Consider the following 23,895-nt stretch of genomic DNA (forward strand, 5'->3'; position numbering starts at 1 on the left):
GCGAAATCAAATTGATGCAGCGCATCTTCGCGCCCTGCCGCCAACTTTACATTTCTTCATGCGCCGGCAAAAACCGCGCAACATCCGCCGTTCATTCTGGCTCCATCGAAAACAGAGCGAAGAAAGGACCAAGCCATGACGCAAGACCTCGAGACGGGCATCGTGGAAGCGCCGAAATCGAATTGGCTTCGCCGCATCGTCATCATCGGCTCCACCACGGCCGTCGTGCTCGGCGCGGGCGCGCTGGCCTTCGCCGACGGCAAGGACGGCTTCGGGCCCGGCGGCATGCGCCAACGGCTCATGCACGGCTACATGGAGTATCGCATGGACCGAATGCTGGACGACGCCGGCGCCGACGACGCGCAAAAGGCCAAGATCAAGACGATCCTGAAGACGGCGATGGACCAGGTTCGCCCCGACCGACAGGAACGTCGCGCCATGCGCGACGGCGCTCTCGACCTGCTGGAAGCCCCGACCATCGACCGCGCCGCGATCGAATCCTTCCGGGCGCAGCAGATCGAAAAGCTCGACGCCAAGTCGAAAATCATTGCCAAGGCCGTCGCCGATGCCGCAGATGTGCTGAACCCCGACCAGCGCAAGAAACTCGTCGACGAGCTCGACGAGATGGGCTTCGGCCGCGGACGCGGCATGGACGGCGACCATCCGCCCGGCATGATGGACGACATGACGCCGAAAGCTCCCTGAACGAGCAAACAGCAGGACGACGACATGGCGGATGAAATTCTGGTGATCGACGACGACACACGGTTGTCCGCCATGTTGTCGGACTATCTGGGATCGGCAGGCTATGCCGTACGGACGGCGGCGACGGGCGCTTCGGGCCTCCAGGAGATCGCCCGCCGCCCGCCGGACGCCGTGGTGCTCGACGTGATGCTGCCCGACACCGACGGCTTCGACGTCTGCCGCAAGATCCGCGCCCGCTCCAACCTCCCGATCCTCATGCTCACCGCGCGTGGCGAAGAGACCGACCGCATCGTCGGGCTGGAAATCGGCGCCGACGACTATCTCGGCAAACCCTTCAGCCCGCGCGAACTGGCGGCGCGGCTGAAGGCGCTGCTGCGCCGCGCCCGCTCCTCCGTCCAGCAGATGGAGTTGCTCCGTTTCGGCGGACTGGAGATCGACCGCGACCGCCGGATCGCCACCATAGACGGCCAGGAAACGGCGCTGACCGGCTATCAGTTTTCATTGCTCGTCGTTCTCGCCGAAAACGCGGGACGCGTGCTCAGCCGCGATCGGCTGATGGAGATGGTCAAGGGCGAGGAACTCGAAGCCTTCGATCGCTCCATCGACGTGCATATCTCCCGCATCCGGGCGGCGATCGAGAAAGACCCGAAAAATCCGCGACGCATTCTCACCTTGCGCGGCTCGGGCTATCTCTTCGCCCGCAATCAGGACGAGGGTTGAACCTTGGTCGCCTCCCGCCTGTTTCTCAAGATCTATCTGACCGTGCTCGGCTGCCTGGCGCTGGTGGTGGTGACGCTCAGCGCGCTGGCCTTTCTCGGCCGGCTCGACGCCAATCGCGGCCCGCTCGAACAGAGCGTCAGCAAGCTCGCCGCTTCGGTGCTGAGCGCCGATGTGCCGCTTGCCCAGCGCCAGGCCATGCTCGATCGCCTCGCCCGCGCCTTCGACGCCGATATCGCCATCTTCGACGCCGGGGGACGCTTCGTGCAGGGGGCTGGCGAGCGCATCGCCAGGCTCGACTCCGATGACGCCTGGAGCCGAAAGACCGACCGTTTCCGGGCCTTCCGGATCGAATTGCCCGAGGGCGCAACGCTGATCGCCTATGTGCCCCGCCGCTTCGCGCCGCCGCGCGGCCATCTCGTCGGGCTGTTTCTGTTGACCGCCCTGCTGGTCGGACTCGGCGCCTATCCCGTCGTCCGTCACCTGACCCGCAGGCTCGACCACCTCAGGGGCAGCATGGACAGCTGGGGCAATGGCGACCTATCCGTCCGCGCGCCGGTGCATGGCCGCGACGAGGTCGCCGCCGTCGCCCGCACCTTCAATCTCGCCGCCGATCGCATCGAGGCGCTGGTGACATCGCAAAAGAGCCTGCTCGCCAACGCCAGCCACGAGCTGCGCTCGCCGCTCGCCCGTCTCCGGCTCGCGGTCGAGATGCAGGAGCTGGCGCGAACCGAAAAGACCCGCGACGAGATCATCCGCAATCTGGCCGAACTCGACGACATCGTCGAGGAAATCCTGCTGAAGAGTCGTCTCGGCGGCGAGCGCCCGCCGCCGCTCGACCAATCGGTCGATCTCCTGGCGCTGGTCAGCGAAGAAGCGGCCGTGACGGGCGCCGCCGTGGAAGGCGACGCCGAGATTGCGATAGGCAACGAGAAACTTCTGCGCCGGCTGATCCGCAACCTGCTGCAGAATGCCGAACGCCATGGCGCTTCGCCGGTGTCGGTGACGCTCGGCGTCGAAGGCAACGCCGCAATCCTGCGGGTTCGCGATCATGGATCCGGCATCGCGCCCGAAGATCGCGCCAGGGTGTTCGAACCTTTCTATCGCCCATCCGGCCGCAGCGAGGCGGATGGCGGCTGGGGCCTCGGCCTGTCGCTGGTCTGGGAAATCGCTCGGCTGCATCGCGGATCGGTGACGATCGAGGATGTCGACGGACCCGGCGTCTGTTTCCGCGTCGCGATCGACAAGGGCCAATCAGGCCGCGTCCTCTAGGATGAGACCGTCGGTCGGCGCAACGCGAAGCCAGCCGCGGTCCGCCCGCCTGTCGTCGTCGCTCAAGACGAGGCTGTCGACGAGGCGACGCCAGCCCGGATGGTTCATCCGGCCGCGAACGACGGCGTCGATCCGGCTCATGGCCGCGGCTTCACGCTCCGTCATGCAAAGACGGCCGCGCTCCAGCCTGTCTCTCACGATGCGGTAGACGAAGTCGAGGTCATCGACCGATATGCCGCTGCGTTTGGCTGAGCGCTGCGCGGCGTAAGCGCCCTCGCCGGTTTCCAACGCCAGGCGCAACTGGTCGAGCGCAAGCGCCGCCAAGCTGTCCGCACGAGCGCCGGCGAGTTCCATCGTATGCAGCAGAAGATCGAGTTCGTCGGCGTCGCCGATCACGCCTTCCGGCGCGATCATCGCCATCAGGCAGTCGGCGCGGTCGGCGTCGGGATTGCGGCGGAAATCGCCGCCTCGTGTAAAAAATCCGGCCATGACCTCGACGAACCAACGGCTCCAATCGAGGCTCTTCTCCTGGGCGGAGCGGTGAATCAACAATATGCGCCAGGCGTCCGTCTCGCTCTGGAGGCCTGCCGGAAACATCCATCTGCGCAGCATCTGCACATCGTCTCGCGTCAGCCGCGGTTTCCCGGCGAGCGCCGAGGCGGGATAACGCAACGTCAACTCCAACATCGAAGCAGCTCCCGCTTCATCATGAAGCGCGAGCAATCTCGCAGCCGAAGGTAAATTTGAACCCAATCGAAAGGGTGAACCTTCGGTTAATCCTGAACCGCCACCCGGATCTCGTCGCGTCGCGCGCTCCAGATGATGTAGAGGCCCGATCCGATGATCACGGCGACGCCGAGCCATTTGGAGAGATTGGGAAAATCCCCGAACAGCAGATAACCGAGCGCGGTGGCCGAAATGATTTCGAAATATTGAAAGGGCGCCAGCACCGATACCGGCGCCAGCCGAAAGGCCTTGACGACCAGCAGATGGCCATAGCCCGACAGGCCCCCGAGCAGGAGTAGAATCCCGAAACTGAACAGCCCATCCGGCAGCGCCATCTGAAAATCGCCCCAGCCGGCGGTGTCCCCGAGCACGAGCACGGCCCCCATGAACAGCGAGCCTCCGACGCCCGACAGCGTCTGCATGGTGAGCGGCGGATCGGCCTCGCCGATCGCGCGGTTGAGGAACAGATAGAGCGCGAAGAGAAAGGCGCAGGCGACCGGCAGCAGCGCCGTCAGGCCGAACAGCCGAAAGCTAGGCTGGATGACGATCATAGCGCCCCCGAAGCCGATCAGGATTGCGACCCAACGCTTCCAGCCGACCTTCTCGCCGAGGATCCAGGCCGACATCGCCGTCAGCATGAAGGGCTCAACGAAATAGATCGCGAAGACGTCGGCGAGCGGCATATATTTGACCGCGGTGAAGAACAGAAGCGTCGCGGCGGCATGCAGGGCTCCGCGCAGCAGGTTCATCCAGGGACGCTTGGCCACGAAGGCCCCGCGCCCGGCCACCGTCACCAAGAGCGGCAGCGTCAGCGCCGTCTGGAAGAAGAAGCGGTAGAAGGTCACCTGTCCCGGCGACATGGCCTGCACATTGGCCATATATTTGGCGATGGCGTCCATGCAGGGCAGGATCATCATGGCCCCGGCCATGATGAGAAGCCCGCGGATAAGGGAGGAGTTTGGCGGCGACGATGTGATGGAGGTCATGAGGGACTCGAACCGGATTCGTGCGCGCAATCTAGCGAAGGCCGTGGCCTGACACACGCGATAAAAGCGGCCTGGCGTTGAATAGTCCTCAATCTCAGAATCAGCCGATCTTCATCACGCCTGACGACCGCCGCCGCGCCTCACCTCCCCGCCGCGATCCGCGCCGCCATGCGGTCGGCCATCATGATCGTGGGCGCATTGGTGTTGCCGCCGATCAGCGTCGGCATGATTGAGGCGTCGATGACGCGCAGCCGCTCCATGCCCCTGACCTTCATCGCTTCGGGATCGACGACCGACAGCGCATCGACGCCCATCCGGCAGGAGCCGACCGGGTGGTAGATCGTATCCGCCCGCGCCCGGATCTGTCTGAGGATCTCCGCATCGCTCAGATTCGCGAAAGGATGGAGATCGCGGCCCCTGACGGCGTCGAGCGCCGGCTTGGACATGATGTCGAGCATCCGGCGGATGCCGGTGATCAGCAGCGCCTCGTCGCGGGCGTCGCTCAGATAGCGCGGATCGATCCTGGGCGGCAGTCTGGGATCGGGACCATGCAGCCCCACCTCGCCGCGGCTGAACGGCCGGAGCACGCAGACATGGCCGGAATAGCCCTGCGGCAGATGCAGCTTGCGGGCGTGATTTTCCAAGAGGCCGATGACGAAATGGAGTTGCAGGTCCGGAATGGCGACCTCCGGCGAAGAGCGGAGAAAGGCGCCGACTTCGGCGACCGGCGAGGCGCAGAGCCCGGCACCATTCTTCCGCCAGCGCAGCATTTCCCGGCCGATGGTCATCAGGCCTGACGGCGTCAGCCCCACCGTGTCGGCGCCGTTGGAGCGGGTGGCGTGGACATAGTCGAGATGGTCCTGAAGGTTTTCGCCCACTCCCGGCAGGTCATGCGCGACCTCGACTCCCGCCCCCTTGAGCTTGGCCCCAGGGCCGATGCCGGACAGCAGCAGCAGATGCGGCGAGCCGAAGGCGCCGGAGCACAGGATCACCTCGCGCCGCGCCCTCACTTCGTGTCTCTGGCCGCCGCGCCTGACGACCATGCCGCGCGCGGTTCGTCCTTCGAGGAGCAATCGTTCGGCATGCGCGCCCGTCATGACCTTGAGATTGCCCCGTCCCATGACCGGATGCAGATAGGCCGCCGCCGCCGAGCAGCGTTCGCCCTTTTTCGGCCCGTCCCAGAATTGCGTCACCTGATAGAGGCCGGCTCCTTCCTGCTCCGGTCCGTTGAAATCGTCGTTGAGCGGCAGGCCCGCCTGCCGGCAGGCGTCGATGAAGCGGGCGGAGATCTGTCGCGGCGTCTGCTGTTCGCCCACCTGCAAGGGACCAGAGCCGCCATGCAGCCGGCTGTCGCCGCGCTGATTGCCCTCCGTCTTCACGAACCAGGGCAGCACCTCGCGCCAGGACCAGCCGGCGCAGCCGAGCTCCGCCCAGCGATCGTAATCGGTGGGATGGCCGCGCACATAGAGCATGGCGTTGATGGCGCTCGATCCGCCCAGAGCCTTGCCGCGCGGCTGGAAGCCGCGCCGGCCATTGAGCTTTTCCTGCGGTTCGGTGAACAGCGCCCAATTGTTGTATTTCGGCTTGCCGCTGACCATGGCGACAATGCCGAGCGGCATGCGGATGGCGAGATCGCGGCCCTCGCCGCCCGCCTCGATCAGGCAAACGGTCACCTCAGGCCTCTCGCTCAACCGCGCCGCAAGCACGGAACCCGCCGATCCTCCACCGACGATGACATAGTCGAACTCCATGACGTGATCCTCCCCGGCCCTAGAATTGTTCTCGCTTACGTAAAGGTCAACCGCTTCTTGACAGCGTGACGACGGCGGCGTCAGACGCGCCGTTATTTTACGCTTTCAGGCTTGCCCGGCCGGCCTCCGATATGTTCTCTAGCCGCAAAACAATTGTCATCCGCCAATGGAGGATTCCCATGGACGTTCGCGCCGCCGTGGCCGTGCAAGCCGGCAAACCGCTCGAAATCATGACCGTTCAGCTCGAAGGCCCGCGCGCCGGCGAAGTGCTGATCGAGGTCAAGGCGACTGGAATCTGCCACACCGACGACTTCACTTTGTCGGGCGCGGATCCCGAAGGCCTGTTCCCCGCTATTCTCGGCCATGAAGGCGCCGGCGTCGTCGTCGATGTCGGCCCGGGCGTGACCTCGGTGAAGAAGGGCGATCACGTCATTCCGCTCTACACGCCGGAATGCCGCTCCTGCCCCTCCTGCCTCAGCCGCAAGACCAATCTCTGCACCGCGATTCGCTCGACCCAGGGCCAGGGCGTGATGCCCGACGGCACCAGCCGCTTCTCGATCGGCAAGGACAAGATCCATCACTATATGGGCTGCTCGACCTTCGCCAATTACACCGTGCTGCCGGAAATCGCGGTGGCCAAGGTGCGCGAAGACGCGCCCTTCGACAAGATCTGCTATATCGGCTGCGGCGTCACCACCGGCATCGGCGCCGTCATCAACACGGCGCAAGTGGAAATGGGCGCAACCGCCATCGTCTTCGGTCTCGGCGGCATCGGCCTCAACGTCATCCAGGGCCTGCGCCTCGCCGGCGCCGACATGATCATCGGCGTCGACATCAACAACGACAAGAAGGCCTGGGGCGAGCGCTTCGGCATGACCCACTTCGTCAATCCGAAGGAAGTCGAGGGCGACATCGTCCCCTATCTCGTCAACATGACCAAGCGCGGAGCCGACCAGATCGGCGGCGCCGACTACACGTTCGACTGCACCGGCAACACCAAGGTGATGCGCCAGGCGCTCGAAGCCAGCCATCGCGGCTGGGGCAAATCCGTCGTCATCGGCGTCGCCGGCGCCGGCCAGGAAATTTCCACCCGTCCCTTCCAGCTGGTCACCGGCCGCACCTGGATGGGCACCGCCTTCGGCGGCGCGCGCGGCCGCACCGATGTGCCGAAGATCGTCGACTGGTACATGGACGGCAAGATCCAGATCGATCCGATGATCACCCATGTGATGCCGCTCGAAGACATCAACAAGGGTTTCGACCTGATGCATTCGGGCGAAAGCGTGCGCGGCGTGGTCGTGTACTGAGCTGCGACGATCGACCGATTTTTTAAGACGCCGGGGTCTCACGACCCCGGCGTTTTGATTTGTCGCGAACGCGCCAACACGAAAATCCCGCACGGAGAAATCCGCCGGGGTGATGAAGGAGAGCCGCGCGAAAGCGGGCATTCCTGGTAGTCTGTAGTCAGGCTTTGCTTCCGCGCGGCCTCGAAGCATGAACCGTGTTGGGAACCGGCTCACCTGACGCAGCCGACGCCGCCAGCAGAGGCGTCGATTGCTTCGAAGTCATCTCGGCTTTGGCGAGGACCCGCCGAAACGACCGCTTCGTTTCCGCCTGCCCGCAAAGTCTCGCGAAACACTCCGGTGGCGGAACGGATAGAGGATAAAGCCGCGGAGAAAGAGGGGGACGTAACGCCACAAGAGAATTTACGATCCGGACCTGCATTCGCAGGGGCGCCGTGGCAAGCTGCGCGCGATCGAGAAACATCACCAAGCTGACGCAGCGAGACCTGCGTCTTACATTGTCTTACATATTCAACGAGGAGCACGTTCATGACGAAATCGCCGGGACCGGATCAAGGTTTCGAGAGAAGCGGCCGATTTCGTTCGGAATGAAACCGTATATCTTCGCCGCCGAAACAAACACGCCGCCCAGAGTTTTCTGGATATCATCCGCCGCGCCAAGACTGTGTCGGCGACCTTCGACGAAGCCGGAAATCGGATGCACGGGCTTCAGATCAAGGGCGGGCGTACTCTCGTCGTGGACGCTTATCTTTTCGATTATCAGCGTGGGCAGGGAACGGCCATATCCTGGCGATCCGCCACGGCCGAATGCCGCAGATCACGCCTGACATCGAGGACGGATCGGACGATGCGGAACAGTCACGTTGAACTTCCTCCTCCCCAGCATCAGCATCCGCCGCTCTTACGGTCATTGCTCAGCGCAGAACGCGCTCGAACAACACCAGATTGACGCCATGATAATCTCTACCGCCAAACTCCCGGAATCCCAGCTTTTGAGCCAACGCAATCGACGGCGTATTGATGGGGTCGATCATGCAGACCACACGGTTTCCTTCCGGGCGTTTGTCCATCCAGGCCAGCGCCGCCTGTTTGGCTTCGCGCGCAAGCCCCTGTCCTTGAAAACCGTTGGCGATCTTCCACATCGCTTCGGGCGCCTGATCGAAAAGCGGTCCGTGACCACGTTTGAAATAGGCGAAACCCACTTCGCCGCAGATTGCGCCCGTCTCACGATCCACGGCCACAAACGGGCCGAAACCAAAGCACTGCCAATGGCCTATCCATCGCAACAACCGGGCGAACACCTGTTCTTCGTTCAGCACCGGCAGCGGCGATTTGATGTCGCCGCTCATCGATTGCGTCAACCACATCGGCGCATAGGCGTCGAAATCCTCTAGCGCATGCGGTCGCAGCACGAGCCGTTCGGTGGCGATCATCATCCGTCTCCCTCAACGACAAAAGCCGGGCGCGAGGCCCGGCTTTCGAATGACACCAGTCCAAAACCGATCAAGCGGCTTCGGCGGCCTTCTCGTTTTCGACGCGCTGCAGGTCAGCGGCGCCCTTGGCCGAAATGTCGCGATCGACGAATTCGATCACGGCCAGCGGCGCGTTGTCGCCGTGGCGGAAGCCGGCCTTCATGATGCGAAGGTAGCCGCCGTTGCGGTTGGCGTAGCGCGGAGCGATCGCGGCGAAGAGCTTGGCGACGAGTTCCGAGCTGCCGATCTGCGAGATGGCCTGACGACGAGCGTGCAGGTCGCCCTTCTTGCCGAGCGTCACCAGCTTTTCCACGATCGGGCGAATTTCCTTCGCCTTCGGCAGGGTGGTGACGATCTGTTCGTGTTCGATCAGCGAAGCCGCCATGTTGGCGAACATCGCCTTGCGGTGGCTGGCGGTTCTGTTGAGCTTGCGGCCCGAATTTCCGTGGCGCATGGCTATACTCCTTTAAGCGCAGGTCTCAGATCTTGCGAGCCTGCCGTTTCCTGGCACAAGCAGGAACAAGTCCTGCCGTTTGTCTGGGAAAGGCAAGCGAGCCTGCCTTTTTGTTTCTCAGTACTGGTCTTCGTAGCGCTTGGCGAGCTCTTCGATGTTCTCCGGCGGCCATGCAGGCACTTCCATGCCGAGATGCAGGCCCATCGAGGCGAGAACTTCCTTGATCTCGTTCAGCGACTTGCGACCGAAGTTCGGAGTGCGGAGCATCTCGGCTTCGGTCTTCTGGATGAGATCGCCGATATAGACGATGTTGTCGTTCTTGAGGCAGTTCGCCGAACGCACCGACAGTTCGAGCTCGTCGACCTTCTTGAGGAGGGCCGGGTTGAACGCGAGTTCGGTGATCGCCTCTTCTTCGGCTTCCTTCTGCGGCTCGTCGAAGTTGACGAACACGGAGAGCTGGTCCTGAAGAATGCGAGCCGCAAAAGCGACGGCGTCCTCGCCGGTGACGGAACCATCGGTCTCGATGGTCATGGTCAGCTTGTCATAGTCGAGAACCTGGCCTTCGCGGGTGTTTTCCACCTTGTAGGACACTTTCTTGACCGGAGAGAACAGGCTGTCCACCGGGATGAGGCCGATCGGCGCGTCTTCCGCACGGTTGCGGTCGGCGGGAACATAGCCCTTGCCGTTGGCGACCGTGAATTCCATACGGATCTCAGCGCCCTCGTCGAGCGTGCAGATCGGATGGCTCGGATTGAGGATCTCGATGTCGCCGACCGTCTGGATATCTCCAGCGGTGACCACGCCCGGACCCTGCTTGCGCACGACCATACGCTTGGGATCGTCGCCATCCATCTTGATGGCGATTTCCTTGATGTTGAGCACGATGTCCGTGACGTCTTCGCGAACGCCGGGAATCGAGGAGAATTCATGCAGCACGCCGTCGATCTGCACCGCCGTGACGGCGGCGCCGCGCAGCGACGACAGCAGGATGCGGCGGAGCGCATTGCCGAGCGTCAGGCCGTAACCACGCTCGAGCGGCTCGGCGACCAGGGTCGCCTTGATGCGGCTCGAGGAGGTGAACTCGACCTTATTCGGCTTGATGAGTTCCTGCCAGTTCTTCTGAATCATGTGATGTGACCTTCCATTCGCGCCACCATCCAATCGTGGCGATCGACATCGAGGAAAACCGGCCCGGGCCAAAACCCGAACCGGCCGTTATTGATGATCAGACGCGGCGCTTCTTGCGCGGACGGCAGCCATTGTGCGGGATCGGCGTGACGTCGCGAATCGAAGTGATGGTGAAACCGGCGGCCTGCAGGGCGCGCAGCGCGGATTCACGGCCCGAACCGGGGCCGCAGACTTCGACTTCCAGCGACTTCATGCCGTGTTCCTGGGCCTTCTTGGCGCAGTCTTCAGCGGCGACCTGAGCGGCGAACGGGGTCGACTTGCGCGAACCCTTGAAACCCTTCGCGCCGGCAGACGACCAGGCGATCGCGTTGCCCTGGGCATCGGTGATCGTGATCATCGTGTTGTTGAAGGTGGAGTTCACGTGGGCGACGCCCGACGAGATGTTCTTGCGTTCCCTACGGCGAACGCGAGCGGCTTCCTTGGCCATTTTTAGTCCTTTCGTTGATCTCTTCACCGCCGTAACACCAGCGGCTACACCATCCTCGCCATAGCATTTAGGCGGTGGACGCCGGGAACCGGCATCCGCCGCCTATCGGCTGCGGCAAGGAGGAATTACTTCTTCTTGCCGGCGATCGCCTTGGCCGGACCCTTGCGGGTGCGGGCGTTGGTGTGCGTGCGCTGACCGCGCACCGGCAGGGAGCGGCGATGACGCAGGCCGCGATAGCAGCCGAGGTCCATCAGACGCTTGATGTTCATCGAGGTCTCGCGACGCAAGTCGCCTTCGACCTGGTAGTCGCGGTCGATCGTTTCACGGATCTGCAGGACTTCCGCATCAGTGAGCTGATGCACGCGACGGTCGGCAGCGATGCCGGCCTTCTCGATGATTTCCTGAGCAAATTTCGGACCGATCCCGTGAATATAGGTCAGCGCGATGACGACGCGCTTCTGAGTCGGGATGTTGACGCCAGCGATACGGGCCACACCTATTCTCCTTGCATTCCGCTTGCCATCCGGCAATCGGTTGTTGTTTCACGACCGCGTACGGCCGCCTGTTGCCTTTTATCCGGTTCGCTTCATGTCAAAAACGACCGTAACGGGTTTTCCCACTTCAGGGGAAATCCGCGCCGATCGCTTTAAATCTTTCGCGAGTTGGCGCGTCATTAGCGGAAAAGCCTTAAAAAGGCAACCTTCCGCTAAAAGTTTTTTGGATGTCACACGCGCGAAAGAATCGTTTCGATCGCTGCCGTTACTTCATCGATCGGAGCCATGCCGTCAACCGGCTTGAGCAATCCCTTGGCGTGATAATAGCCGATGAGCGGCGACGTCTTCTTGTAATAGTCCTGAAGACGGGTGGTCATGGTCTCAGCGTTGTCGTCGGGGCGACGTTTGAAGGAATGGCCGCCGCACTTGTCGCAGACGCCCTCCACCTTCGGCTGGTGATTCTTGTCGTGATAGCCCGCGCCGCAGGTGGCGCAGGTGTAACGACCAGACACGCGCTCGACGAGCACCGTGTCATCCACCTGCATCTCGATGACGACATCGAGTTTCATGCCCTTGGCCGACAACATCGCATCGACGGAATCGGCCTGCACCAGCGTGCGCGGATAGCCGTCGAGGATGAAACCCCTGGCGCAATCGGCCTGGTCGATCCTCTCCGAAACGATGGCGTTGACGATATCGTCGGACACCAGATTGCCGGCGTCCATCACAGCCTTTGCGCGCTTGCCGACTTCGGTCCCCTGAACGACGGCCGCCCGCAACATGTCCCCCGTCGAAAGCTGCGGGATGCCGTGCTTCTCGACGATACGCTGGGCCTGGGTGCCTTTGCCGGCCCCCGGAGGCCCCAACAGAATAAGCCTCATTATCCCCTCTTCCCTCCCCGGAGTTTCGATTTCTTGATGAGCCCCTCATACTGGGTCGCGATGAGGTGGCCCTGGATCTGCGCAACCGTATCCAGAGTAACACTAACCACGATCAAAAGCGAAGTACCACCAAGGTAGAACGGGACGCCGGTTTGAGCGATCAGAATTTCGGGCAGAATACAGACGATGATCAAATAGGCCGCGCCGATCACCGTGATGCGGGTCAGCACATAATCGATATATTCGGCGGTCCGCTCACCCGGACGGATGCCCGGAATGAAGCCGCCATGCTTCTTGAGATTGTCGGCCGTGTCTTTCGGATTGAAGACGATCGCCGTGTAGAAGAAGGCGAAGAAGCCGATCAGGGCCGCATAGAGCAGCATGTAGAGGGGCTGGCCGTGGCCGAGCGCGGCGACGATCGCCGTCGCCCAGTCCGGCAGCGCGCTCGAGCCGGAGAAGCCGGCAAGCGTGGCTGGCAAGAGCAGAAGCGACGAGGCGAAGATCGCCGGAATGACGCCGGCCGTGTTGAGCTTGAGCGGCAGATGCGAAGTGTCGCCCTGGAACATCCGGTTGCCGACCTGCCGTTTCGGATACTGGATCAACAGCCTGCGCTGGGCGCGCTCGAAGAAGACGATCATGGCGATCGCGGCAATCGCGACCACGATGACGACCAGGATGATCGCCGTGGACAGCGTGCCCGTGCGGCCGAGTTCGAGCGTGTTGGCCAGCGCATGCGGAAGAGCAGCGACGATGCCAGCGAAGATGATCAGCGAGATGCCGTTGCCGATGCCGCGCGAGGTGATCTGCTCGCCCAGCCACATCAGGAACATGGTGCCGCCGAGAAGCGTGACGACCGTGGAAATGCGGAAGAACCAGCCCGGATCGGCGACGATCCCCTGCCCGGCTTCCATCGACACCGCGATGCCGTAGGCCTGCAGCGCGCCGAGAATCACCGTGCCGTAGCGGGTGTACTGGTTGATCATCTTACGGCCCTGCTCGCCCTCTTTCTTGAGCTGCTCGAGCGCAGGCACGACGGAGGTCATCAGCTGGACGATGATCGAAGCGGAGATATAGGGCATGATGCCCAGGGCGAAGATCGCCATGCGGCTGACGGCGCCGCCGGAGAACATGTTGAAGAGGCCGAGAATGCCGCCCGCCTGCGACTGGAAGGCGTTTGCGAAGGCGTCGGGATTGATGCCTGGCAGCGGGATATAGGTGCCGAGGCGATACACGAGAAGTGCGCCAAGGGTGAACCAAATACGCTTTTTAAGTTCTTCAGCCTTCGAAAATGTCGAAAAGCTCAGATTGGACGCAAGCTGTTCCGCTGCAGAAGCCATAACTCTCTCCGCAAAACCAAACTCCCGCGGCGAGAACCGGGGACTGGCGGGGTCTTTCCTGTCGAATGAACCGGAAGCGGGCGGCGATGGACATCAACACGGCCTCACCTCTGGCGAATGGCCCGGACCGTCTCAAAAGACGGAATCCGGTCGTGAGGCATTCATATAGAAGCAAAAACGCCCGGTGTGAAGCACACCGGGCGTCTTAATCATCAACTTACTCGGCGGCGGCTGCTTCGCCGAGGATCTTGACCGAACCGCCGGCCTTTTCGACCTTCTCGACGGCCGGCTTGGAAACGCCGGACACTTCGAAGGAGACCTTCGCGGTCAGTTCGCCGTCGGACAGGAGGCGGACGCCGTCCTTGATGCGGCGGATCACGCCGGCGGCCTTGAGAGCGGCGGCGTCGACGGTCTTGGAGACGTCGAGCTTGCCGGCGTCAACAGCCTGCTGCACCCGGCCGAGCGACACGATGACGTAGTCGGCGGCGAAGATGTTGGTGAAGCCGCGCTTCGGCAGGCGCCGATAGATCGGCATCTGGCCGCCTTCGAAACCGTTGATGGCGACGCCCGAACGGGCCTTCTGACCCTTCACGCCGCGACCGCCGGTCTTGCCGGTGCCGGAACCGATACCACGGCCAACGCGCTTGCGCGACTTCAGCGCGCCTTCATTGTCCTTGACTTCGTTCAGTTTCATTGTCGTGTCTCCGTCTTACTTATCGTCGACGATGCGCACGAGGTGGCTGACCTTGGCAATCATGCCACGGACAGACGGCGTGTCTTCGAGCGTACGGGTGCGGTGCATCTTGTTGAGACCGAGGCCGATCAGGGTCTTTTCCTGACGGTCGGGACGACGGATCGGCGAACCGATCTGCTCAACGGTGATCGTCTTCTTTGCTTCAGCCATCTTGCGAATCCTTATTCTTCGGAAGCAGCGGCGGCGCCGATGGACGCGCGACGGTTCTGAAGCGTCGCGTACTTGATGCCGCGCTGAGCAGCGATGTCCTTCGGGTGAACCTGGTTCTTCAGGGCGTCGAAGGTGGCGCGAACCATGTTGTAGGGGTTCGACGAACCGGTCGACTTGGCGACGACGTCATGAACGCCGAGCGTTTCGAAGACGGCGCGCATCGGGCCGCCGGCGATGATGCCGGTACCGGCCTTGGCCGAACGCAGCAGAACCTTGCCGGCGCCATGGCGACCGTTGACGTCGTGATGCAGCGTGCGACCGTCGCGAAGCGGCACGAAAATCAGATCGCGCTTGGCGGCTTCGGTGGCCTTGCGGATGGCTTCCGGCACTTCGCGCGCCTTGCCATGACCAAAGCCGACGCGGCCCTTCTGGTCGCCGACGACGACGAGAGCGGCAAAGCCGAAACGACGGCCGCCCTTCACCACCTTGGCGACGCGATTGATGGCGACCAGCTTGTCGACAAACTCGCTGTCGCGCTCTTCACGGTTCGAACGCTCGTCGCGCGAACCACGCTTTTCCTGTGCCATTGTCCTTTTCCTTTTTCTTTTCCGGGTGCAAACGGCAGTTTACATAAAAGCCCTGGGTCCTCGAAAAGGCTCCAGGGCCGGTTCAATGAAGCTTGGCTTCAAAGGGGAAGAGCCCGGCGGACCGGGCTCGACATCAGAAGTTCAGACCACCTTCGCGGGCTGCATCGGCGAGAGCCTTGATGCGGCCGTGATAGATGAAGGCGCCGCGGTCGAAGACCACGTCCTTCACGCCCGCTGCAACGGCGCGCTCGGCGACGAGCTTGCCCACAGCGGCGGCGGCGGAAACGTCGGCGCCCGTCTTCAGCGAAGAACGGAGACCGGCGTCGAGCGTCGAAGCGGCGGCGAGTGTGCGGCCGGCCACGTCGTCGATGATCTGCGCGTAGATGTTCTTGGAAGAACGATGCACGGACAGACGCGGACGACCATTGGCGACAGCCTTGATCTGACGGCGGACGCGGCTTGCGCGCTGCACGAGCTTTTCTTTAGTGCTAGCCATTTTGCGTCTTCCTTACTTCTTCTTGCCTTCCTTGCGGACAATGCGCTCCCCGGCGTATTTCACGCCCTTGCCCTTATAGGGCTCGGGACCGCGATATTCGCGGATCTCGGCAGCGACCTGACCGACCACCTGCTTGTTGATGCCCGTGACGACGATTTCCGTCGGCTTGGGGCAAGCAAGCGAGATGCCTTCCGGCGGCTGATAGATCACGTCGTGGGAAAAGCCGAGCTGAAGCTGCAGGTTCTTGCCCTGCATCGCGGCGCGGTAACCGACGCCGGTGATTTCGAGCTTCTTCTCATAGCCGTCCTTCACACCCTTGAACAGATTTTCGATCATGGTGCGGGACATGCCCCACTTTGCGCGGGCGTCCTTCGATTCGTTGGCCGGAGCCACCGCAACCGTGTTGTTTTCATAGGACAGAACGACTTCGTCATTCGCGACGAAGACGAGTTCGCCCTTCGGGCCCTTTGCCGTTACCTTCTGTCCTTCGACAGTGGCGGTCACGCCTGCAGGCACCTGAACGGGCTTTTTACCGATACGAGACATTTTTCTTACCTGTCTGTTCGTTACGCGAAACCGTCGGCTCGATCAAAAGATCGAGCAGAGCAGTTCGCCGCCAACATTCTGTTCACGAGCCTGGTGATCGGCCATCACACCCTTCGGAGTCGAAAGGATGGTGATGCCGAGACCGTTCGCGACCTGCGGAATGGACTTGACCGAGACATAGACCCGGCGGCCCGGCTTGGACACGCGGTCGATCTTGCGGATCACCGGCGCGCCTTCGTAATACTTCAGCTCGATGTTGAGCTCGGACTTGCCGTTCTCGAAATCGACCTTGCTGTAGCCACGGATGTAGCCTTCCGCCTGCATCACGTCGAGGACGCGAGCGCGGAGGTTGGAGGCCGGCGTGGAAACCGACGACTTGCGACGGGCAACGCCGTTGCGGATACGGGTGAGCATATCACCCAAGGGATCAGACATGGACATCGCTTGCCCTCCTTACCAGCTGGACTTCACAATGCCGGGGATCTGCCCGAAGTTGCCGAGCTGGCGCAGAGCCACACGCGACATCTTGAGCTTCCGGTAGAATGCGCGCGGACGACCAGTCACTTCGCAACGATTGCGAATGCGGGTCTTGGAGCCGTTGCGCGGCATTTCGGCCAGCTTGAGGGTAGCCCGGAACCGGTCTTCGATCGGAAGCTCGCGATTCTGGATGATCGCCTTCAGCTTGGCCCGCTTGTTGGCCTGCTGGGCAACCAGCTTACGGCGGCGCTTGTTTTTCTCAACTGCGCTCGTTTTCGCCATTGGTTTTTCCTTTTCTACGCTCGTCGTTACGGTTACTGACGGAACGGGAAGTTGAACTCTTTCAACAGAGCCCGAGCTTCGTCGTCGGTCTTCGCCGTCGTGCAAACGATGATGTCCATGCCCCACATCTGATCAACCTTGTCGTAGTTGATTTCCGGGAACACGATGTGCTCCTTGATGCCCATGGCGAAATTGCCGCGACCATCAAAGCTCTTCGGATTCAGGCCGCGGAAGTCGCGAACGCGCGGCAGCGCGATGTTGACCAGGCGATCCATGAATTCAAACATGCGGGCGCCGCGCAGGGTGACCTTCGCGCCGATCGGCATGCCTTCGCGGACCTTGAAGCCTGCAATAGAATTGCGGGCCCGCGTGACGACGGCCTTCTGGCCGGCGATCGCCGAGAGGTCCTGGGCGGCCACGGTCGGCTTCTTCGAGTCAGCCGTCGCTTCGCCGACGCCCATGTTGATGACGATCTTGTCCAGACGGGGGATCATCATTTCATTGGCGTAGTTGAACTGCTCCTGCAACGCCTTGCGGATGCGGGAGACGTATTCCGTCTTGAGCCGGGGCTCGTACTTAGCTTCAGCCATCGATGGACACTCCCGAACGCTTGGCAACGCGGACCTTCTTGTCGCCTTCGACCTTGAAACCGACGCGGGTCGGCTTGCCGTCCTTGGGGTCGGCGATCGCGATGTTCGACAGATGGATCGGAGCTTCCTTGGTGATGATGCCGGCTTCCTGCGAAGCGCTCTGGCGCTGGTGGCGCTTGACGACATTGATCCCGCGGACGATGGCGCGATCTTCCTTGGGAATGACCTGGAGGACTTCGCCGGAACGGCCCTTGTCCTTGCCGGTCAGAATGACGACCTTGTCGCCCTTACGAATTTTTTGCATCTCAGTCGTTCCTCGATAATTACAAAACTTCAGGAGCCAGCGAGATGATCTTCATGTGGTTCTTGGCGCGGAGTTCGCGCGGAACCGGTCCGAAGATACGGGTGCCGATCGGCTCTTTCTTGTTGTCGATGAGAACGGCTGCATTCGTGTCGAAGCGGATCACGCTGCCGTCGGCGCGGCGGATGTCCTTGGCGGTCCGAACCACCACGGCCTTCATCACGTCGCCCTTCTTCACGCGCCCACGCGGGATGGCTTCCTTGATCGAGACGACGATGATGTCGCCGATCGAAGCGTATTTACGCTTGGAGCCGCCCAGCACTTTGATGCACATGACACGACGGGCGCCGGAATTGTCCGCCACGTCGAGGTTTGTTTGCATCTGAATCATGTCAGGTCGCCTTCTTGTTATGACCGGAACGGTTGGACAGGACCCGAAGGTCGAATCCCCTGATCCGGCTTGTCGATCCAAGTTTCACTGGAATGGGCGCGTCTTATAGAAAACACGCCCGAAATCAAGTCTTTTCTCAAAAAGACTTCACGCCCGGACGTTATTTCCGGGCGCGATGTTCAAAAGCATCAGGCTGAAACGGCTCAATTGTGAACCGTGACGACCTTCCAGCACTTGTCCTTGGAGATCGGCGCGCATTCCTCGATGGAAACGACGTCGCCCGTCTTCACGGTGTTGTTTTCGTCATGGGCCTTGTACTTCTTGGAACGGCGGACCGTCTTCTGAAGCAGCGGGTGGGCAAAGCGACGCTCGACGCGGACCACGACGGTCTTGTCGTTCTTGTCGCTGACGACGGTGCCCTGAAGAATGCGTTTCGGCATTTTTTATTCCTTCAAGCCTTGGCTTCGGCCGCCTTCTGGCGGGCGATGGTTTTGATGCGAGCAATATCCTTGCGCACTTCATCGATGCGGGCGGTCTTTTCGAGCTGACCGGTCGCCTTCTGGAAGCGAAGGTTGAACTGCTCTTTCTTGAGCTTGGCAAGCTCGTCGTTCAGCTGGTCGGCGCTCAACGCGCGAACATCAGACGCTTTCATTCGTCTTCTCCTTATTCGGCGATGCGCTGGACGAAGCGCGTCTTGACGGAGAGCTTCGCGGCGCCCAGGCGAAGGGCTTCGCGGGCAAGCTCTTCGCTCACGCCGTCGATCTCAAACATGATACGGCCGGGCTTGACGCGGCAAGCCCAGTATTCCACCGACCCCTTACCCTTACCCATGCGGACTTCGGTCGGCTTGGCGGTCACCGGAACGTCCGGGAACACGCGGATCCAGACGCGGCCGGCGCGCTTCATGTGGCGGGTGATCGCGCGGCGGGCCGCTTCGATCTGGCGGGCATTGACGCGATCCGGCTCCTGGGCCTTCAGGCCGTATTGACCGAAGGCGAGGTCAGAGCCACCCTTGGCGACGCCATGGATGCGGCCCTTGAACTGCTTGCGGTACTTCGTACGCTTTGGCTGCAACATTTTCTATTCTCCAACTCTGCCGTTACGCGTCAATTACGCGTTTTCGCGGCGGCGGTTGTTGTTGCCGCCCTGGTTGTCACCTTCCAGCGCACGACGCTCGGAGGCCATGGGATCGTGCTCGAGGATTTCGCCCTTGAAGATCCAGACCTTGATGCCGCAGACGCCGAAAGCCGTATGGGCTTCAGCGACGCCGTAATCGATGTCGGCGCGCAGCGTATGCAGCGGCACGCGACCTTCGCGATACCATTCCGTGCGAGCGATTTCCGCGCCGCCGAGACGGCCGGCGCAGGTGATCTTGATGCCTTCGGCGCCAAGACGCATCGCGGACTGAACGGCGCGCTTCATGGCGCGGCGGAAAGCCACGCGGCGCTCGAGCTGCTGGGCGATCGACTGCGCGACGAGCGTGGAGTCGATTTCCGGCTTGCGCACTTCAACGATGTTGAGATGCGTCTCGGAGGACGTCATGTCCGAGATCTTCTTGCGAAGCTTCTCGATGTCGGCGCCCTTCTTGCCGATGATGAGACCCGGGCGAGCCGAGTGGATCGTGACGCGGCACTTCTTGTGCGGACGCTCGATGACCACCTTGGCGATGCCGGCGGACTTCAGTTCGTTCATCAGATAGGTCCGGATCGCCAGGTCTTCGTGAAGAAGCTGGCCGTATTCGGCGTTGTCTGCGAACCAGCGGCTGTCCCAGGTCCGGTTGATGCCGAGACGGAAGCCGATCGGATTGATTTTCTGACCCATTATGCAGCCTCCTCAGTGTCGGCAACTTCCCGGACGACGATCGTCAGGTGCGAAAACGGACGCTCGATGCGGGAAGCGCGGCCGCGGCCACGGGCGTGGAAGCGCTTCATCACCATCGACTTGCCGACATAGGCCTCGGAGACGACGAGCGAGTCGACATCGAGATCATGGTTGTTTTCGGCGTTGGCGATCGCCGATTCGAGGGTCTTCTTGACCGTCGAGGCGATGCGCTTGCGGGAGAATTCGAGCTCGGCGAGAGCGCGATCGACCTTCTTGCCGCGGATGAGCGCGGCAACCAGGTTGAGCTTCTGCGGGCTGACGCGGATCGTGCGGGCGACTGCCTGCGCTTCGTTGTCCTTGAGCCGGCGTTCGGTTTTAGCCTTGCCCATGATTACTTCCTCTTCGCCTTCTTGTCCGCGCCGTGACCGTAATAGGTCCGGGTCGGAGAAAATTCGCCGAACTTGTGTCCGACCATTTCTTCCGTGACCAGCACCGGAACGTGCTTGGCGCCGTTGTAGACCCCGAAGGTCAGACCAACGAACTGCGGGAGAATGGTGGAGCGACGGCTCCACATCTTGATGACTTCACTGCGGCCGCCTGCGCGCACCTTCTCAGCCTTCTTGAGAAGATATCCGTCGACAAACGGGCCTTTCCAAACTGAACGAGCCATTTAATGACTTCCTCTCTCAATTAGCGCTTGTGGCGCGAGCGCATGATGAACTTGTCGGTCGACTTGTTCGACCGGGTCCGCTTGCCCTTGGTGGGCTTGCCCCACGGGCTGACCGGGTGACGGCCGCCCGAAGTGCGACCTTCACCACCGCCGTGCGGGTGGTCGACCGGGTTCATCGCGACGCCGCGAACATGCGGACGCTTGCCCTTCCAGATCGAACGACCGGCCTTGCCGTCGTTCGTGTTGCCGTGGTCGGGGTTCGACACCGCGCCGATCGTGGCGAGGCAGGAACCATGCACCAGGCGCTGTTCGCCGGAGTTCAGGCGAAGGATCGCCATGCCCTGGTCGCGGCCGACCAGCTGCACATAGGCGCCGGCCGAACGAGCGATCTGGCCGCCCTTTGCCGGCTTCATTTCCACATTGTGGACGATGGTGCCGACCGGGATGGACTGAAGCGGCATGGTGTTGCCGGGCTTCACGTCCGCGCCCTTCAGAGAAGAGATCACCTTGTCGCCGGCAGCGAGACGCTGCGGGGCGATGATGTAGCTCAGCTCGCCGTCGTCATACTTGATGAGCGCGATGAAGGCGGTGCGGTTGGGGTCGTATTCCAGACGCTCGACGGTCGCTTCGACGTCGAACTTGCGACGCTTGAAGTCCACCAGGCGGTAGGAACGCTTGTGACCGCCGCCCTGGAAGCGCGCGGTGACCCGGCCGAGGTTGTTGCGGCCGCCCTTGGAGTGCAGGCCTTCGGTCAGCGACTTGACCGGCTTGCCCTTGTGCAGGCCGGACCGGTCGACGATGACCAGCTGGCGCAGGCTCGGGGTGATCGGATTGAATGTTTTCAATGCCATTGTTCTATTCCTCAGAGGCCGGTGGTCACGTCGATGGACTGGCCTTCGACCAGCGTGACGATGGCCTTCTTGACGTCCTGCTGCTTGCCGATCGTGGCCTTGAAGCGCTTGACCTTGCCCTTGCGGATCAGGGTGTTCACGGCCTTGACCTTGACGCCGAAGAGAGCTTCGACGGCGGCCTTGATCTGCGGCTTGGAAGCGTCCTTCGCGACGTTGAAAACAACCTGGTTGTTTTCGGAGACGAGAGTGGACTTTTCCGTGATCGACGGGGTGCGGATCACATCATAGTGGCGAAGGTCAGTCATTTGAACCGCTCCTCGAGGGCTTCGACTGCAGCCTTGGACAGCACGAGCGTGTTGCGGCGCAGGATGTCGTAAACGTTGATGCCCTGAACCGGCAGCACATCCACGTTCGGAATGTTCTGAGCGGCGAGCTTGAAGTTGCTGTCCAGCTCGGCGCCGCCGATGAACAGCGCGTTGCTGAGGCCGAGACCGGCGAACGCATTGACGAGAACCTTGGTCTTGGCTTCGGCCGCGACCAGATTGTCGAGAACGATCAGCGTCTCGGACTTCGCCTTGGCCGAAAGGGCGTGGCGGAGCGCGAGAGCGCGGATCTTCTTGGGCAGGTCATGCGCATGGCTGCGGGTGACCGGACCATGGGCGCGACCACCGCCGCGGAACTGCGGAGCGCGAGCCGAATGGTGACGAGCGCGGCCCGTACCCTTCTGCTTGTACATCTTCTTGCCCGTGCGCGAGATTTCGGCGCGGGTCTTGGTCTGATGCGTGCCCTGGCGCTTCTTGGCGAGCTGGTAGCGCACCATGCGCGCGATCAGGTCTTCGCGGGGCTCGAGGCCGAAAATGGCGTCGGAGACCGAGAGAGTGCCGGCGTCCTTGCCTTCGAGAGTCTTAACTACGAGATCCATATCGGCCCCCTTACTTCGCGCGGACGCCAGCCGGACGCGGAGCGTCAGCCGGTACGCCAGCCTTGACCGCGTCGCGGACCAGGATCCAGGAGCCCTTGGAGCCGGGAACGGCGCCGCGAACCAGGATCAGACCACGATCGTCATCGGTCGAAACCACTTCGAGATTCTGCGTGGTCACGCGGGTCGCGCCCATGTGGCCGGCCATCTTCTTGTTCTTGAAGACGCGGCCCGGATCCTGGCGGTTACCGGTAGAACCATGCGAACGGTGAGAGACGGACACGCCGTGCGTGGCGCGGAGACCGCCGAAATTGTGGCGCTTCATGGCGCCGGCGAAGCCCTTACCGATCGAAGTGCCGGTCACGTCGACCAGCTGTCCCGGAACGAAGTGGCTCGCGGCCAGTTCGGTGCCGACATCGAGAAGGTTCTCGGCGGACACGCGGAATTCTGCGAGCTTTGCCTTCGGCTCCACCTGCGCGAGAGCGAAGTTGCCGCGCATGGCCTTGGAAACATTCTTCACCTTGGCGACGCCCGCGCCAAGCTGAACGGCGGTGTAGCCGTTCTTGTCTTCGGTACGCTGGGCGACCACCTGGCAGCCTTCCATGCGCAAAACTGTGACGGGAACATGTTCGCCGGCATCTGTGTAGATGCGGGTCATTCCCACTTTCTGTGCAATTACACCTGAACGCATCGGTTCGTCCTCTTGAGAGTCCCTGACGGGGCAAGCCCCCTCACGCCTCTTTGTTTAAAGATTCCGTGAGGCCTCTCGGCCTTACGGTTTCCCGTTGTTGGAAGCCGTTGGCGGGACCCGCCACGTACCTTCCTTGTTATTCGGCTTTCGCCAGTCTCAGAGCTTGATTTCGACGTCGACGCCTGCGGCCAAATCGAGTTTCATCAGCGCGTCGACCGTTTGCGGTGTCGGATCGACAATGTCAAGTAGGCGCTTGTGCGTGCGCATCTCAAATTGTTCGCGGCTCTTCTTGTCCACGTGCGGAGAGCGGTTGACCGTGAAGCGCTCGATCCGGGTCGGAAGAGGAACCGGGCCGCGAACCTGGGCTCCCGTGCGCTTGGCCGTCGAGACGATTTCGCGCGTGGAGGCATCGAGGATCCGATGATCAAACGCCTTGAGGCGGATGCGGATATTCTGGCCGTTCATTCGACTAGTCCTTAATAAATGTCCGCGATCCGGACACTGTTCTTGTTTCTTATTGAAGGAGGACAGGGGCTTTGAAGGCCCCTGCCCTCGCTCCGTAAACCGTGATGGTTAACGATTACTCGATGATCGAGGCGACGATGCCGGCGCCGACGGTGCGGCCGCCTTCGCGGATGGCGAAGCGCAGCTTTTC

General features: G+C 62.0%; 36 protein-coding genes and 1 pseudogene. 4 read left to right on the forward strand and 33 right to left on the reverse strand.

Features of this window, described 5'->3' with window-relative positions; genetic code table 11:
• Positions 1-135: 135 nt before the first annotated feature.
• Genes OCK01_RS23800 through OCK01_RS23810 form a run of 3 tightly spaced genes read left to right on the forward strand, consistent with a single transcriptional unit; the run spans position 136 to position 2,694 of the window.
• Positions 136-705: a Spy/CpxP family protein refolding chaperone gene (locus OCK01_RS23800; RefSeq protein ID WP_182826452.1), complete on the forward strand. Its 570-nt coding sequence runs from the start codon at positions 136-138 to the stop codon at positions 703-705.
• A gap of 24 nt (positions 706-729) precedes the next feature.
• Positions 730-1,425 (forward strand): response regulator, encoded by a 696-nt coding sequence (locus OCK01_RS23805; RefSeq protein ID WP_182826453.1) that lies wholly within the window; start codon positions 730-732, stop codon positions 1,423-1,425.
• Between the two features lie 3 nt (positions 1,426-1,428).
• Positions 1,429-2,694, forward strand: coding sequence for a sensor histidine kinase (locus OCK01_RS23810; protein ID WP_263826118.1), 1,266 nt, complete (start codon positions 1,429-1,431; stop codon positions 2,692-2,694).
• Here OCK01_RS23810 and OCK01_RS23815 read toward each other — a convergent pair.
• From OCK01_RS23815 to OCK01_RS23825, 3 genes are all read right to left on the reverse strand, one after another.
• A complete protein-coding gene (locus tag OCK01_RS23815) occupies positions 2,677-3,381 on the reverse strand; it encodes a hypothetical protein (RefSeq protein WP_263826119.1) in 705 nt (234 codons plus the stop codon). The genes OCK01_RS23810 and OCK01_RS23815 overlap by 18 nt on opposite strands.
• Positions 3,382-3,467: 86 nt before the next feature.
• Positions 3,468-4,406 carry a DMT family transporter gene (locus OCK01_RS23820; RefSeq protein ID WP_263826120.1) on the reverse strand — a complete coding sequence of 313 codons (939 nt, stop codon included), beginning with the start codon at positions 4,404-4,406 and terminating at the stop codon, positions 3,468-3,470.
• Positions 4,407-4,546: 140 nt separating this feature from the next.
• A complete protein-coding gene (locus OCK01_RS23825; RefSeq protein WP_263826121.1) occupies positions 4,547-6,157 on the reverse strand; it encodes a GMC family oxidoreductase in 1,611 nt (536 codons plus the stop codon).
• 179 nt (positions 6,158-6,336) lie between these two features.
• Here OCK01_RS23825 and OCK01_RS23830 point away from each other — a divergent pair, with 179 nt between their 5' ends.
• The gene (locus OCK01_RS23830; RefSeq protein WP_263826122.1) at positions 6,337-7,464 is read left to right on the forward strand and encodes an S-(hydroxymethyl)glutathione dehydrogenase/class III alcohol dehydrogenase; all 1,128 of its coding nucleotides are present in this window, start codon (positions 6,337-6,339) and stop codon (positions 7,462-7,464) included.
• Between the two features lie 523 nt (positions 7,465-7,987).
• Here the strand turns inward: OCK01_RS23830 and OCK01_RS23835 are convergent.
• The 30 genes and pseudogenes from OCK01_RS23835 to OCK01_RS23980 all read right to left on the reverse strand — a co-directional run.
• A complete protein-coding gene (locus OCK01_RS23835) occupies positions 7,988-8,164 on the reverse strand; it encodes a hypothetical protein (protein WP_263826123.1) in 177 nt (58 codons plus the stop codon).
• A 211-nt stretch (positions 8,165-8,375) separates the two neighbouring features.
• Positions 8,376-8,894: a GNAT family N-acetyltransferase gene (locus tag OCK01_RS23840; protein ID WP_263826124.1), complete on the reverse strand. Its 519-nt coding sequence runs from the start codon at positions 8,892-8,894 to the stop codon at positions 8,376-8,378.
• A gap of 70 nt (positions 8,895-8,964) precedes the next feature.
• Complete coding sequence (gene rplQ / locus OCK01_RS23845; protein ID WP_182826461.1) at positions 8,965-9,387, reverse strand: 50S ribosomal protein L17; 423 nt, start codon at positions 9,385-9,387, stop codon at positions 8,965-8,967.
• 117 nt (positions 9,388-9,504) lie between these two features.
• The gene (locus OCK01_RS23850) at positions 9,505-10,515 is read right to left on the reverse strand and encodes a DNA-directed RNA polymerase subunit alpha (RefSeq protein WP_263826125.1); all 1,011 of its coding nucleotides are present in this window, start codon (positions 10,513-10,515) and stop codon (positions 9,505-9,507) included.
• Positions 10,516-10,612: 97 nt separating this feature from the next.
• On the reverse strand, positions 10,613-11,002 hold the full coding sequence (rpsK, locus tag OCK01_RS23855) for a 30S ribosomal protein S11 (protein WP_137156057.1): 390 nt from the start codon (positions 11,000-11,002) through the stop codon (positions 10,613-10,615).
• Between the two features lie 125 nt (positions 11,003-11,127).
• Positions 11,128-11,496 (reverse strand): 30S ribosomal protein S13, encoded by a 369-nt coding sequence (gene rpsM / locus OCK01_RS23860; RefSeq protein ID WP_137156058.1) that lies wholly within the window; start codon positions 11,494-11,496, stop codon positions 11,128-11,130.
• Positions 11,497-11,726: 230 nt separating this feature from the next.
• Positions 11,727-12,377 (reverse strand): adenylate kinase, encoded by a 651-nt coding sequence (locus OCK01_RS23865; RefSeq protein WP_182826463.1) that lies wholly within the window; start codon positions 12,375-12,377, stop codon positions 11,727-11,729.
• Positions 12,377-13,714 (reverse strand): preprotein translocase subunit SecY, encoded by a 1,338-nt coding sequence (gene secY, locus OCK01_RS23870; protein WP_263826126.1) that lies wholly within the window; start codon positions 13,712-13,714, stop codon positions 12,377-12,379. Before secY ends, OCK01_RS23865 begins: the two co-directional genes overlap by 1 nt.
• A 217-nt stretch (positions 13,715-13,931) precedes the next feature.
• On the reverse strand, positions 13,932-14,408 hold the full coding sequence (gene rplO / locus OCK01_RS23875) for a 50S ribosomal protein L15 (protein WP_182826464.1): 477 nt from the start codon (positions 14,406-14,408) through the stop codon (positions 13,932-13,934).
• A 15-nt stretch (positions 14,409-14,423) separates the two neighbouring features.
• Positions 14,424-14,618 carry a 50S ribosomal protein L30 gene (gene rpmD / locus OCK01_RS23880; RefSeq protein ID WP_182826465.1) on the reverse strand — a complete coding sequence of 65 codons (195 nt, stop codon included), beginning with the start codon at positions 14,616-14,618 and terminating at the stop codon, positions 14,424-14,426.
• Positions 14,619-14,629: 11 nt separating this feature from the next.
• A complete protein-coding gene (gene rpsE / locus OCK01_RS23885) occupies positions 14,630-15,205 on the reverse strand; it encodes a 30S ribosomal protein S5 (RefSeq protein ID WP_263826127.1) in 576 nt (191 codons plus the stop codon).
• A 133-nt stretch (positions 15,206-15,338) separates the two neighbouring features.
• Complete coding sequence (gene rplR / locus OCK01_RS23890) at positions 15,339-15,701, reverse strand: 50S ribosomal protein L18 (RefSeq protein WP_137156064.1); 363 nt, start codon at positions 15,699-15,701, stop codon at positions 15,339-15,341.
• Positions 15,702-15,713: 12 nt separating this feature from the next.
• Positions 15,714-16,247 (reverse strand): 50S ribosomal protein L6, encoded by a 534-nt coding sequence (gene rplF, locus OCK01_RS23895; protein WP_182826466.1) that lies wholly within the window; start codon positions 16,245-16,247, stop codon positions 15,714-15,716.
• Positions 16,248-16,289: 42 nt separating this feature from the next.
• The gene (gene rpsH, locus OCK01_RS23900) at positions 16,290-16,688 is read right to left on the reverse strand and encodes a 30S ribosomal protein S8 (protein ID WP_182826467.1); all 399 of its coding nucleotides are present in this window, start codon (positions 16,686-16,688) and stop codon (positions 16,290-16,292) included.
• A 12-nt stretch (positions 16,689-16,700) separates the two neighbouring features.
• Entirely contained in the window at positions 16,701-17,006 is a 306-nt protein-coding gene (gene rpsN / locus OCK01_RS23905) for a 30S ribosomal protein S14 (RefSeq protein WP_182826468.1), read from the reverse strand.
• 32 nt (positions 17,007-17,038) lie between these two features.
• Positions 17,039-17,596: a 50S ribosomal protein L5 gene (gene rplE / locus OCK01_RS23910; RefSeq protein ID WP_263826128.1), complete on the reverse strand. Its 558-nt coding sequence runs from the start codon at positions 17,594-17,596 to the stop codon at positions 17,039-17,041.
• Positions 17,589-17,900, reverse strand: a complete 312-nt coding sequence (gene rplX, locus OCK01_RS23915; RefSeq protein ID WP_182826469.1) for a 50S ribosomal protein L24 — start codon at positions 17,898-17,900, stop codon at positions 17,589-17,591. The genes rplE and rplX overlap by 8 nt, the downstream gene beginning before the upstream one ends.
• A gap of 19 nt (positions 17,901-17,919) precedes the next feature.
• Complete coding sequence (rplN, locus tag OCK01_RS23920; protein ID WP_003536525.1) at positions 17,920-18,288, reverse strand: 50S ribosomal protein L14; 369 nt, start codon at positions 18,286-18,288, stop codon at positions 17,920-17,922.
• A 203-nt stretch (positions 18,289-18,491) separates the two neighbouring features.
• The gene (gene rpsQ / locus OCK01_RS23925; RefSeq protein WP_137156070.1) at positions 18,492-18,728 is read right to left on the reverse strand and encodes a 30S ribosomal protein S17; all 237 of its coding nucleotides are present in this window, start codon (positions 18,726-18,728) and stop codon (positions 18,492-18,494) included.
• Between the two features lie 11 nt (positions 18,729-18,739).
• On the reverse strand, positions 18,740-18,940 hold the full coding sequence (gene rpmC, locus OCK01_RS23930; protein ID WP_137156071.1) for a 50S ribosomal protein L29: 201 nt from the start codon (positions 18,938-18,940) through the stop codon (positions 18,740-18,742).
• A gap of 11 nt (positions 18,941-18,951) precedes the next feature.
• Complete coding sequence (rplP, locus tag OCK01_RS23935; protein ID WP_182826470.1) at positions 18,952-19,365, reverse strand: 50S ribosomal protein L16; 414 nt, start codon at positions 19,363-19,365, stop codon at positions 18,952-18,954.
• A gap of 33 nt (positions 19,366-19,398) precedes the next feature.
• Entirely contained in the window at positions 19,399-20,109 is a 711-nt protein-coding gene (gene rpsC / locus OCK01_RS23940) for a 30S ribosomal protein S3 (protein ID WP_182826471.1), read from the reverse strand.
• The gene (gene rplV, locus OCK01_RS23945; RefSeq protein ID WP_182826472.1) at positions 20,109-20,498 is read right to left on the reverse strand and encodes a 50S ribosomal protein L22; all 390 of its coding nucleotides are present in this window, start codon (positions 20,496-20,498) and stop codon (positions 20,109-20,111) included. Before rplV ends, rpsC begins: the two co-directional genes overlap by 1 nt.
• Positions 20,499-20,500: 2 nt before the next feature.
• Positions 20,501-20,779 (reverse strand): 30S ribosomal protein S19, encoded by a 279-nt coding sequence (rpsS, locus tag OCK01_RS23950; protein WP_137156075.1) that lies wholly within the window; start codon positions 20,777-20,779, stop codon positions 20,501-20,503.
• Between the two features lie 20 nt (positions 20,780-20,799).
• Positions 20,800-21,630, reverse strand: coding sequence for a 50S ribosomal protein L2 (rplB, locus tag OCK01_RS23955; protein WP_263826129.1), 831 nt, complete (start codon positions 21,628-21,630; stop codon positions 20,800-20,802).
• Between the two features lie 11 nt (positions 21,631-21,641).
• The gene (locus OCK01_RS23960; RefSeq protein WP_182826473.1) at positions 21,642-21,935 is read right to left on the reverse strand and encodes a 50S ribosomal protein L23; all 294 of its coding nucleotides are present in this window, start codon (positions 21,933-21,935) and stop codon (positions 21,642-21,644) included.
• Positions 21,932-22,552 (reverse strand): 50S ribosomal protein L4, encoded by a 621-nt coding sequence (gene rplD / locus OCK01_RS23965; RefSeq protein WP_182826474.1) that lies wholly within the window; start codon positions 22,550-22,552, stop codon positions 21,932-21,934. Before rplD ends, OCK01_RS23960 begins: the two co-directional genes overlap by 4 nt.
• 10 nt (positions 22,553-22,562) lie before the next feature.
• On the reverse strand, positions 22,563-23,240 hold the full coding sequence (rplC, locus tag OCK01_RS23970; RefSeq protein WP_137156079.1) for a 50S ribosomal protein L3: 678 nt from the start codon (positions 23,238-23,240) through the stop codon (positions 22,563-22,565).
• Between the two features lie 156 nt (positions 23,241-23,396).
• Positions 23,397-23,705 carry a 30S ribosomal protein S10 gene (rpsJ, locus tag OCK01_RS23975; protein WP_137156080.1) on the reverse strand — a complete coding sequence of 103 codons (309 nt, stop codon included), beginning with the start codon at positions 23,703-23,705 and terminating at the stop codon, positions 23,397-23,399.
• Positions 23,706-23,820: 115 nt separating this feature from the next.
• A pseudogene (locus OCK01_RS23980) lies at positions 23,821-23,895 on the reverse strand (elongation factor Tu); the annotation flags it as partial.

This window comes from Rhizobium sp. TRM95796, from assembly GCF_025779995.1.
GTDB lineage: Bacteria > Pseudomonadota > Alphaproteobacteria > Rhizobiales > Rhizobiaceae > Rhizobium_E.

Excerpts from the sequence above, each read along its gene's own strand:
- rpsQ (WP_137156070.1), bottom strand. The coding sequence starts at position 18,728 with ATGCCGAAACGCATTCTTCAGGGCACCGTCGTCAGCGACAAGAACGAC.
- rplE (WP_263826128.1), bottom strand. The coding sequence starts at position 17,596 with ATGGCTGAAGCTAAGTACGAGCCCCGGCTCAAGACGGAATACGTCTCC.
- rplF (WP_182826466.1), bottom strand. The coding sequence starts at position 16,247 with ATGTCTCGTATCGGTAAAAAGCCCGTTCAGGTGCCTGCAGGCGTGACC.
- rplD (WP_182826474.1), bottom strand. The coding sequence starts at position 22,552 with ATGGATCTCGTAGTTAAGACTCTCGAAGGCAAGGACGCCGGCACTCTC.
- rplX (WP_182826469.1), bottom strand. The coding sequence starts at position 17,900 with ATGCAAAAAATTCGTAAGGGCGACAAGGTCGTCATTCTGACCGGCAAG.
- rpmD (WP_182826465.1), bottom strand. The coding sequence starts at position 14,618 with ATGGCTGAAGCAAAGAAGACGATCACCGTTGAGCAGATCGGTTCGCCG.
- rplQ (WP_182826461.1), bottom strand. The coding sequence starts at position 9,387 with ATGCGCCACGGAAATTCGGGCCGCAAGCTCAACAGAACCGCCAGCCAC.
- secY (WP_263826126.1), bottom strand. The coding sequence starts at position 13,714 with ATGGCTTCTGCAGCGGAACAGCTTGCGTCCAATCTGAGCTTTTCGACA.
- rpsH (WP_182826467.1), bottom strand. The coding sequence starts at position 16,688 with ATGTCCATGTCTGATCCCTTGGGTGATATGCTCACCCGTATCCGCAAC.
- OCK01_RS23800 (WP_182826452.1), top strand. The coding sequence starts at position 136 with ATGACGCAAGACCTCGAGACGGGCATCGTGGAAGCGCCGAAATCGAAT.
- OCK01_RS23805 (WP_182826453.1), top strand. The coding sequence starts at position 730 with ATGGCGGATGAAATTCTGGTGATCGACGACGACACACGGTTGTCCGCC.
- rplB (WP_263826129.1), bottom strand. The coding sequence starts at position 21,630 with ATGGCATTGAAAACATTCAATCCGATCACCCCGAGCCTGCGCCAGCTG.
- OCK01_RS23865 (WP_182826463.1), bottom strand. The coding sequence starts at position 12,377 with ATGAGGCTTATTCTGTTGGGGCCTCCGGGGGCCGGCAAAGGCACCCAG.
- OCK01_RS23825 (WP_263826121.1), bottom strand. The coding sequence starts at position 6,157 with ATGGAGTTCGACTATGTCATCGTCGGTGGAGGATCGGCGGGTTCCGTG.
- OCK01_RS23820 (WP_263826120.1), bottom strand. The coding sequence starts at position 4,406 with ATGACCTCCATCACATCGTCGCCGCCAAACTCCTCCCTTATCCGCGGG.
- rplP (WP_182826470.1), bottom strand. The coding sequence starts at position 19,365 with ATGTTGCAGCCAAAGCGTACGAAGTACCGCAAGCAGTTCAAGGGCCGC.
- OCK01_RS23840 (WP_263826124.1), bottom strand. The coding sequence starts at position 8,894 with ATGATCGCCACCGAACGGCTCGTGCTGCGACCGCATGCGCTAGAGGAT.
- OCK01_RS23960 (WP_182826473.1), bottom strand. The coding sequence starts at position 21,935 with ATGACTGACCTTCGCCACTATGATGTGATCCGCACCCCGTCGATCACG.
- rplN (WP_003536525.1), bottom strand. The coding sequence starts at position 18,288 with ATGATTCAGATGCAAACAAACCTCGACGTGGCGGACAATTCCGGCGCC.
- rpsS (WP_137156075.1), bottom strand. The coding sequence starts at position 20,779 with ATGGCTCGTTCAGTTTGGAAAGGCCCGTTTGTCGACGGATATCTTCTC.
- rplR (WP_137156064.1), bottom strand. The coding sequence starts at position 15,701 with ATGGCTAGCACTAAAGAAAAGCTCGTGCAGCGCGCAAGCCGCGTCCGC.
- rpsJ (WP_137156080.1), bottom strand. The coding sequence starts at position 23,705 with ATGAACGGCCAGAATATCCGCATCCGCCTCAAGGCGTTTGATCATCGG.
- OCK01_RS23850 (WP_263826125.1), bottom strand. The coding sequence starts at position 10,515 with ATGATTCAGAAGAACTGGCAGGAACTCATCAAGCCGAATAAGGTCGAG.
- rpmC (WP_137156071.1), bottom strand. The coding sequence starts at position 18,940 with ATGAAAGCGTCTGATGTTCGCGCGTTGAGCGCCGACCAGCTGAACGAC.
- rpsC (WP_182826471.1), bottom strand. The coding sequence starts at position 20,109 with ATGGGTCAGAAAATCAATCCGATCGGCTTCCGTCTCGGCATCAACCGG.
- OCK01_RS23830 (WP_263826122.1), top strand. The coding sequence starts at position 6,337 with ATGGACGTTCGCGCCGCCGTGGCCGTGCAAGCCGGCAAACCGCTCGAA.
- rplO (WP_182826464.1), bottom strand. The coding sequence starts at position 14,408 with ATGAAACTGAACGAAGTCAAGGACAATGAAGGCGCGCTGAAGTCGCGC.
- rpsE (WP_263826127.1), bottom strand. The coding sequence starts at position 15,205 with ATGGCACAGGAAAAGCGTGGTTCGCGCGACGAGCGTTCGAACCGTGAA.
- OCK01_RS23815 (WP_263826119.1), bottom strand. The coding sequence starts at position 3,381 with ATGTTGGAGTTGACGTTGCGTTATCCCGCCTCGGCGCTCGCCGGGAAA.
- rpsK (WP_137156057.1), bottom strand. The coding sequence starts at position 11,002 with ATGGCCAAGGAAGCCGCTCGCGTTCGCCGTAGGGAACGCAAGAACATC.
- rplV (WP_182826472.1), bottom strand. The coding sequence starts at position 20,498 with ATGGGCAAGGCTAAAACCGAACGCCGGCTCAAGGACAACGAAGCGCAG.
- rplC (WP_137156079.1), bottom strand. The coding sequence starts at position 23,240 with ATGCGTTCAGGTGTAATTGCACAGAAAGTGGGAATGACCCGCATCTAC.
- rpsN (WP_182826468.1), bottom strand. The coding sequence starts at position 17,006 with ATGGCGAAAACGAGCGCAGTTGAGAAAAACAAGCGCCGCCGTAAGCTG.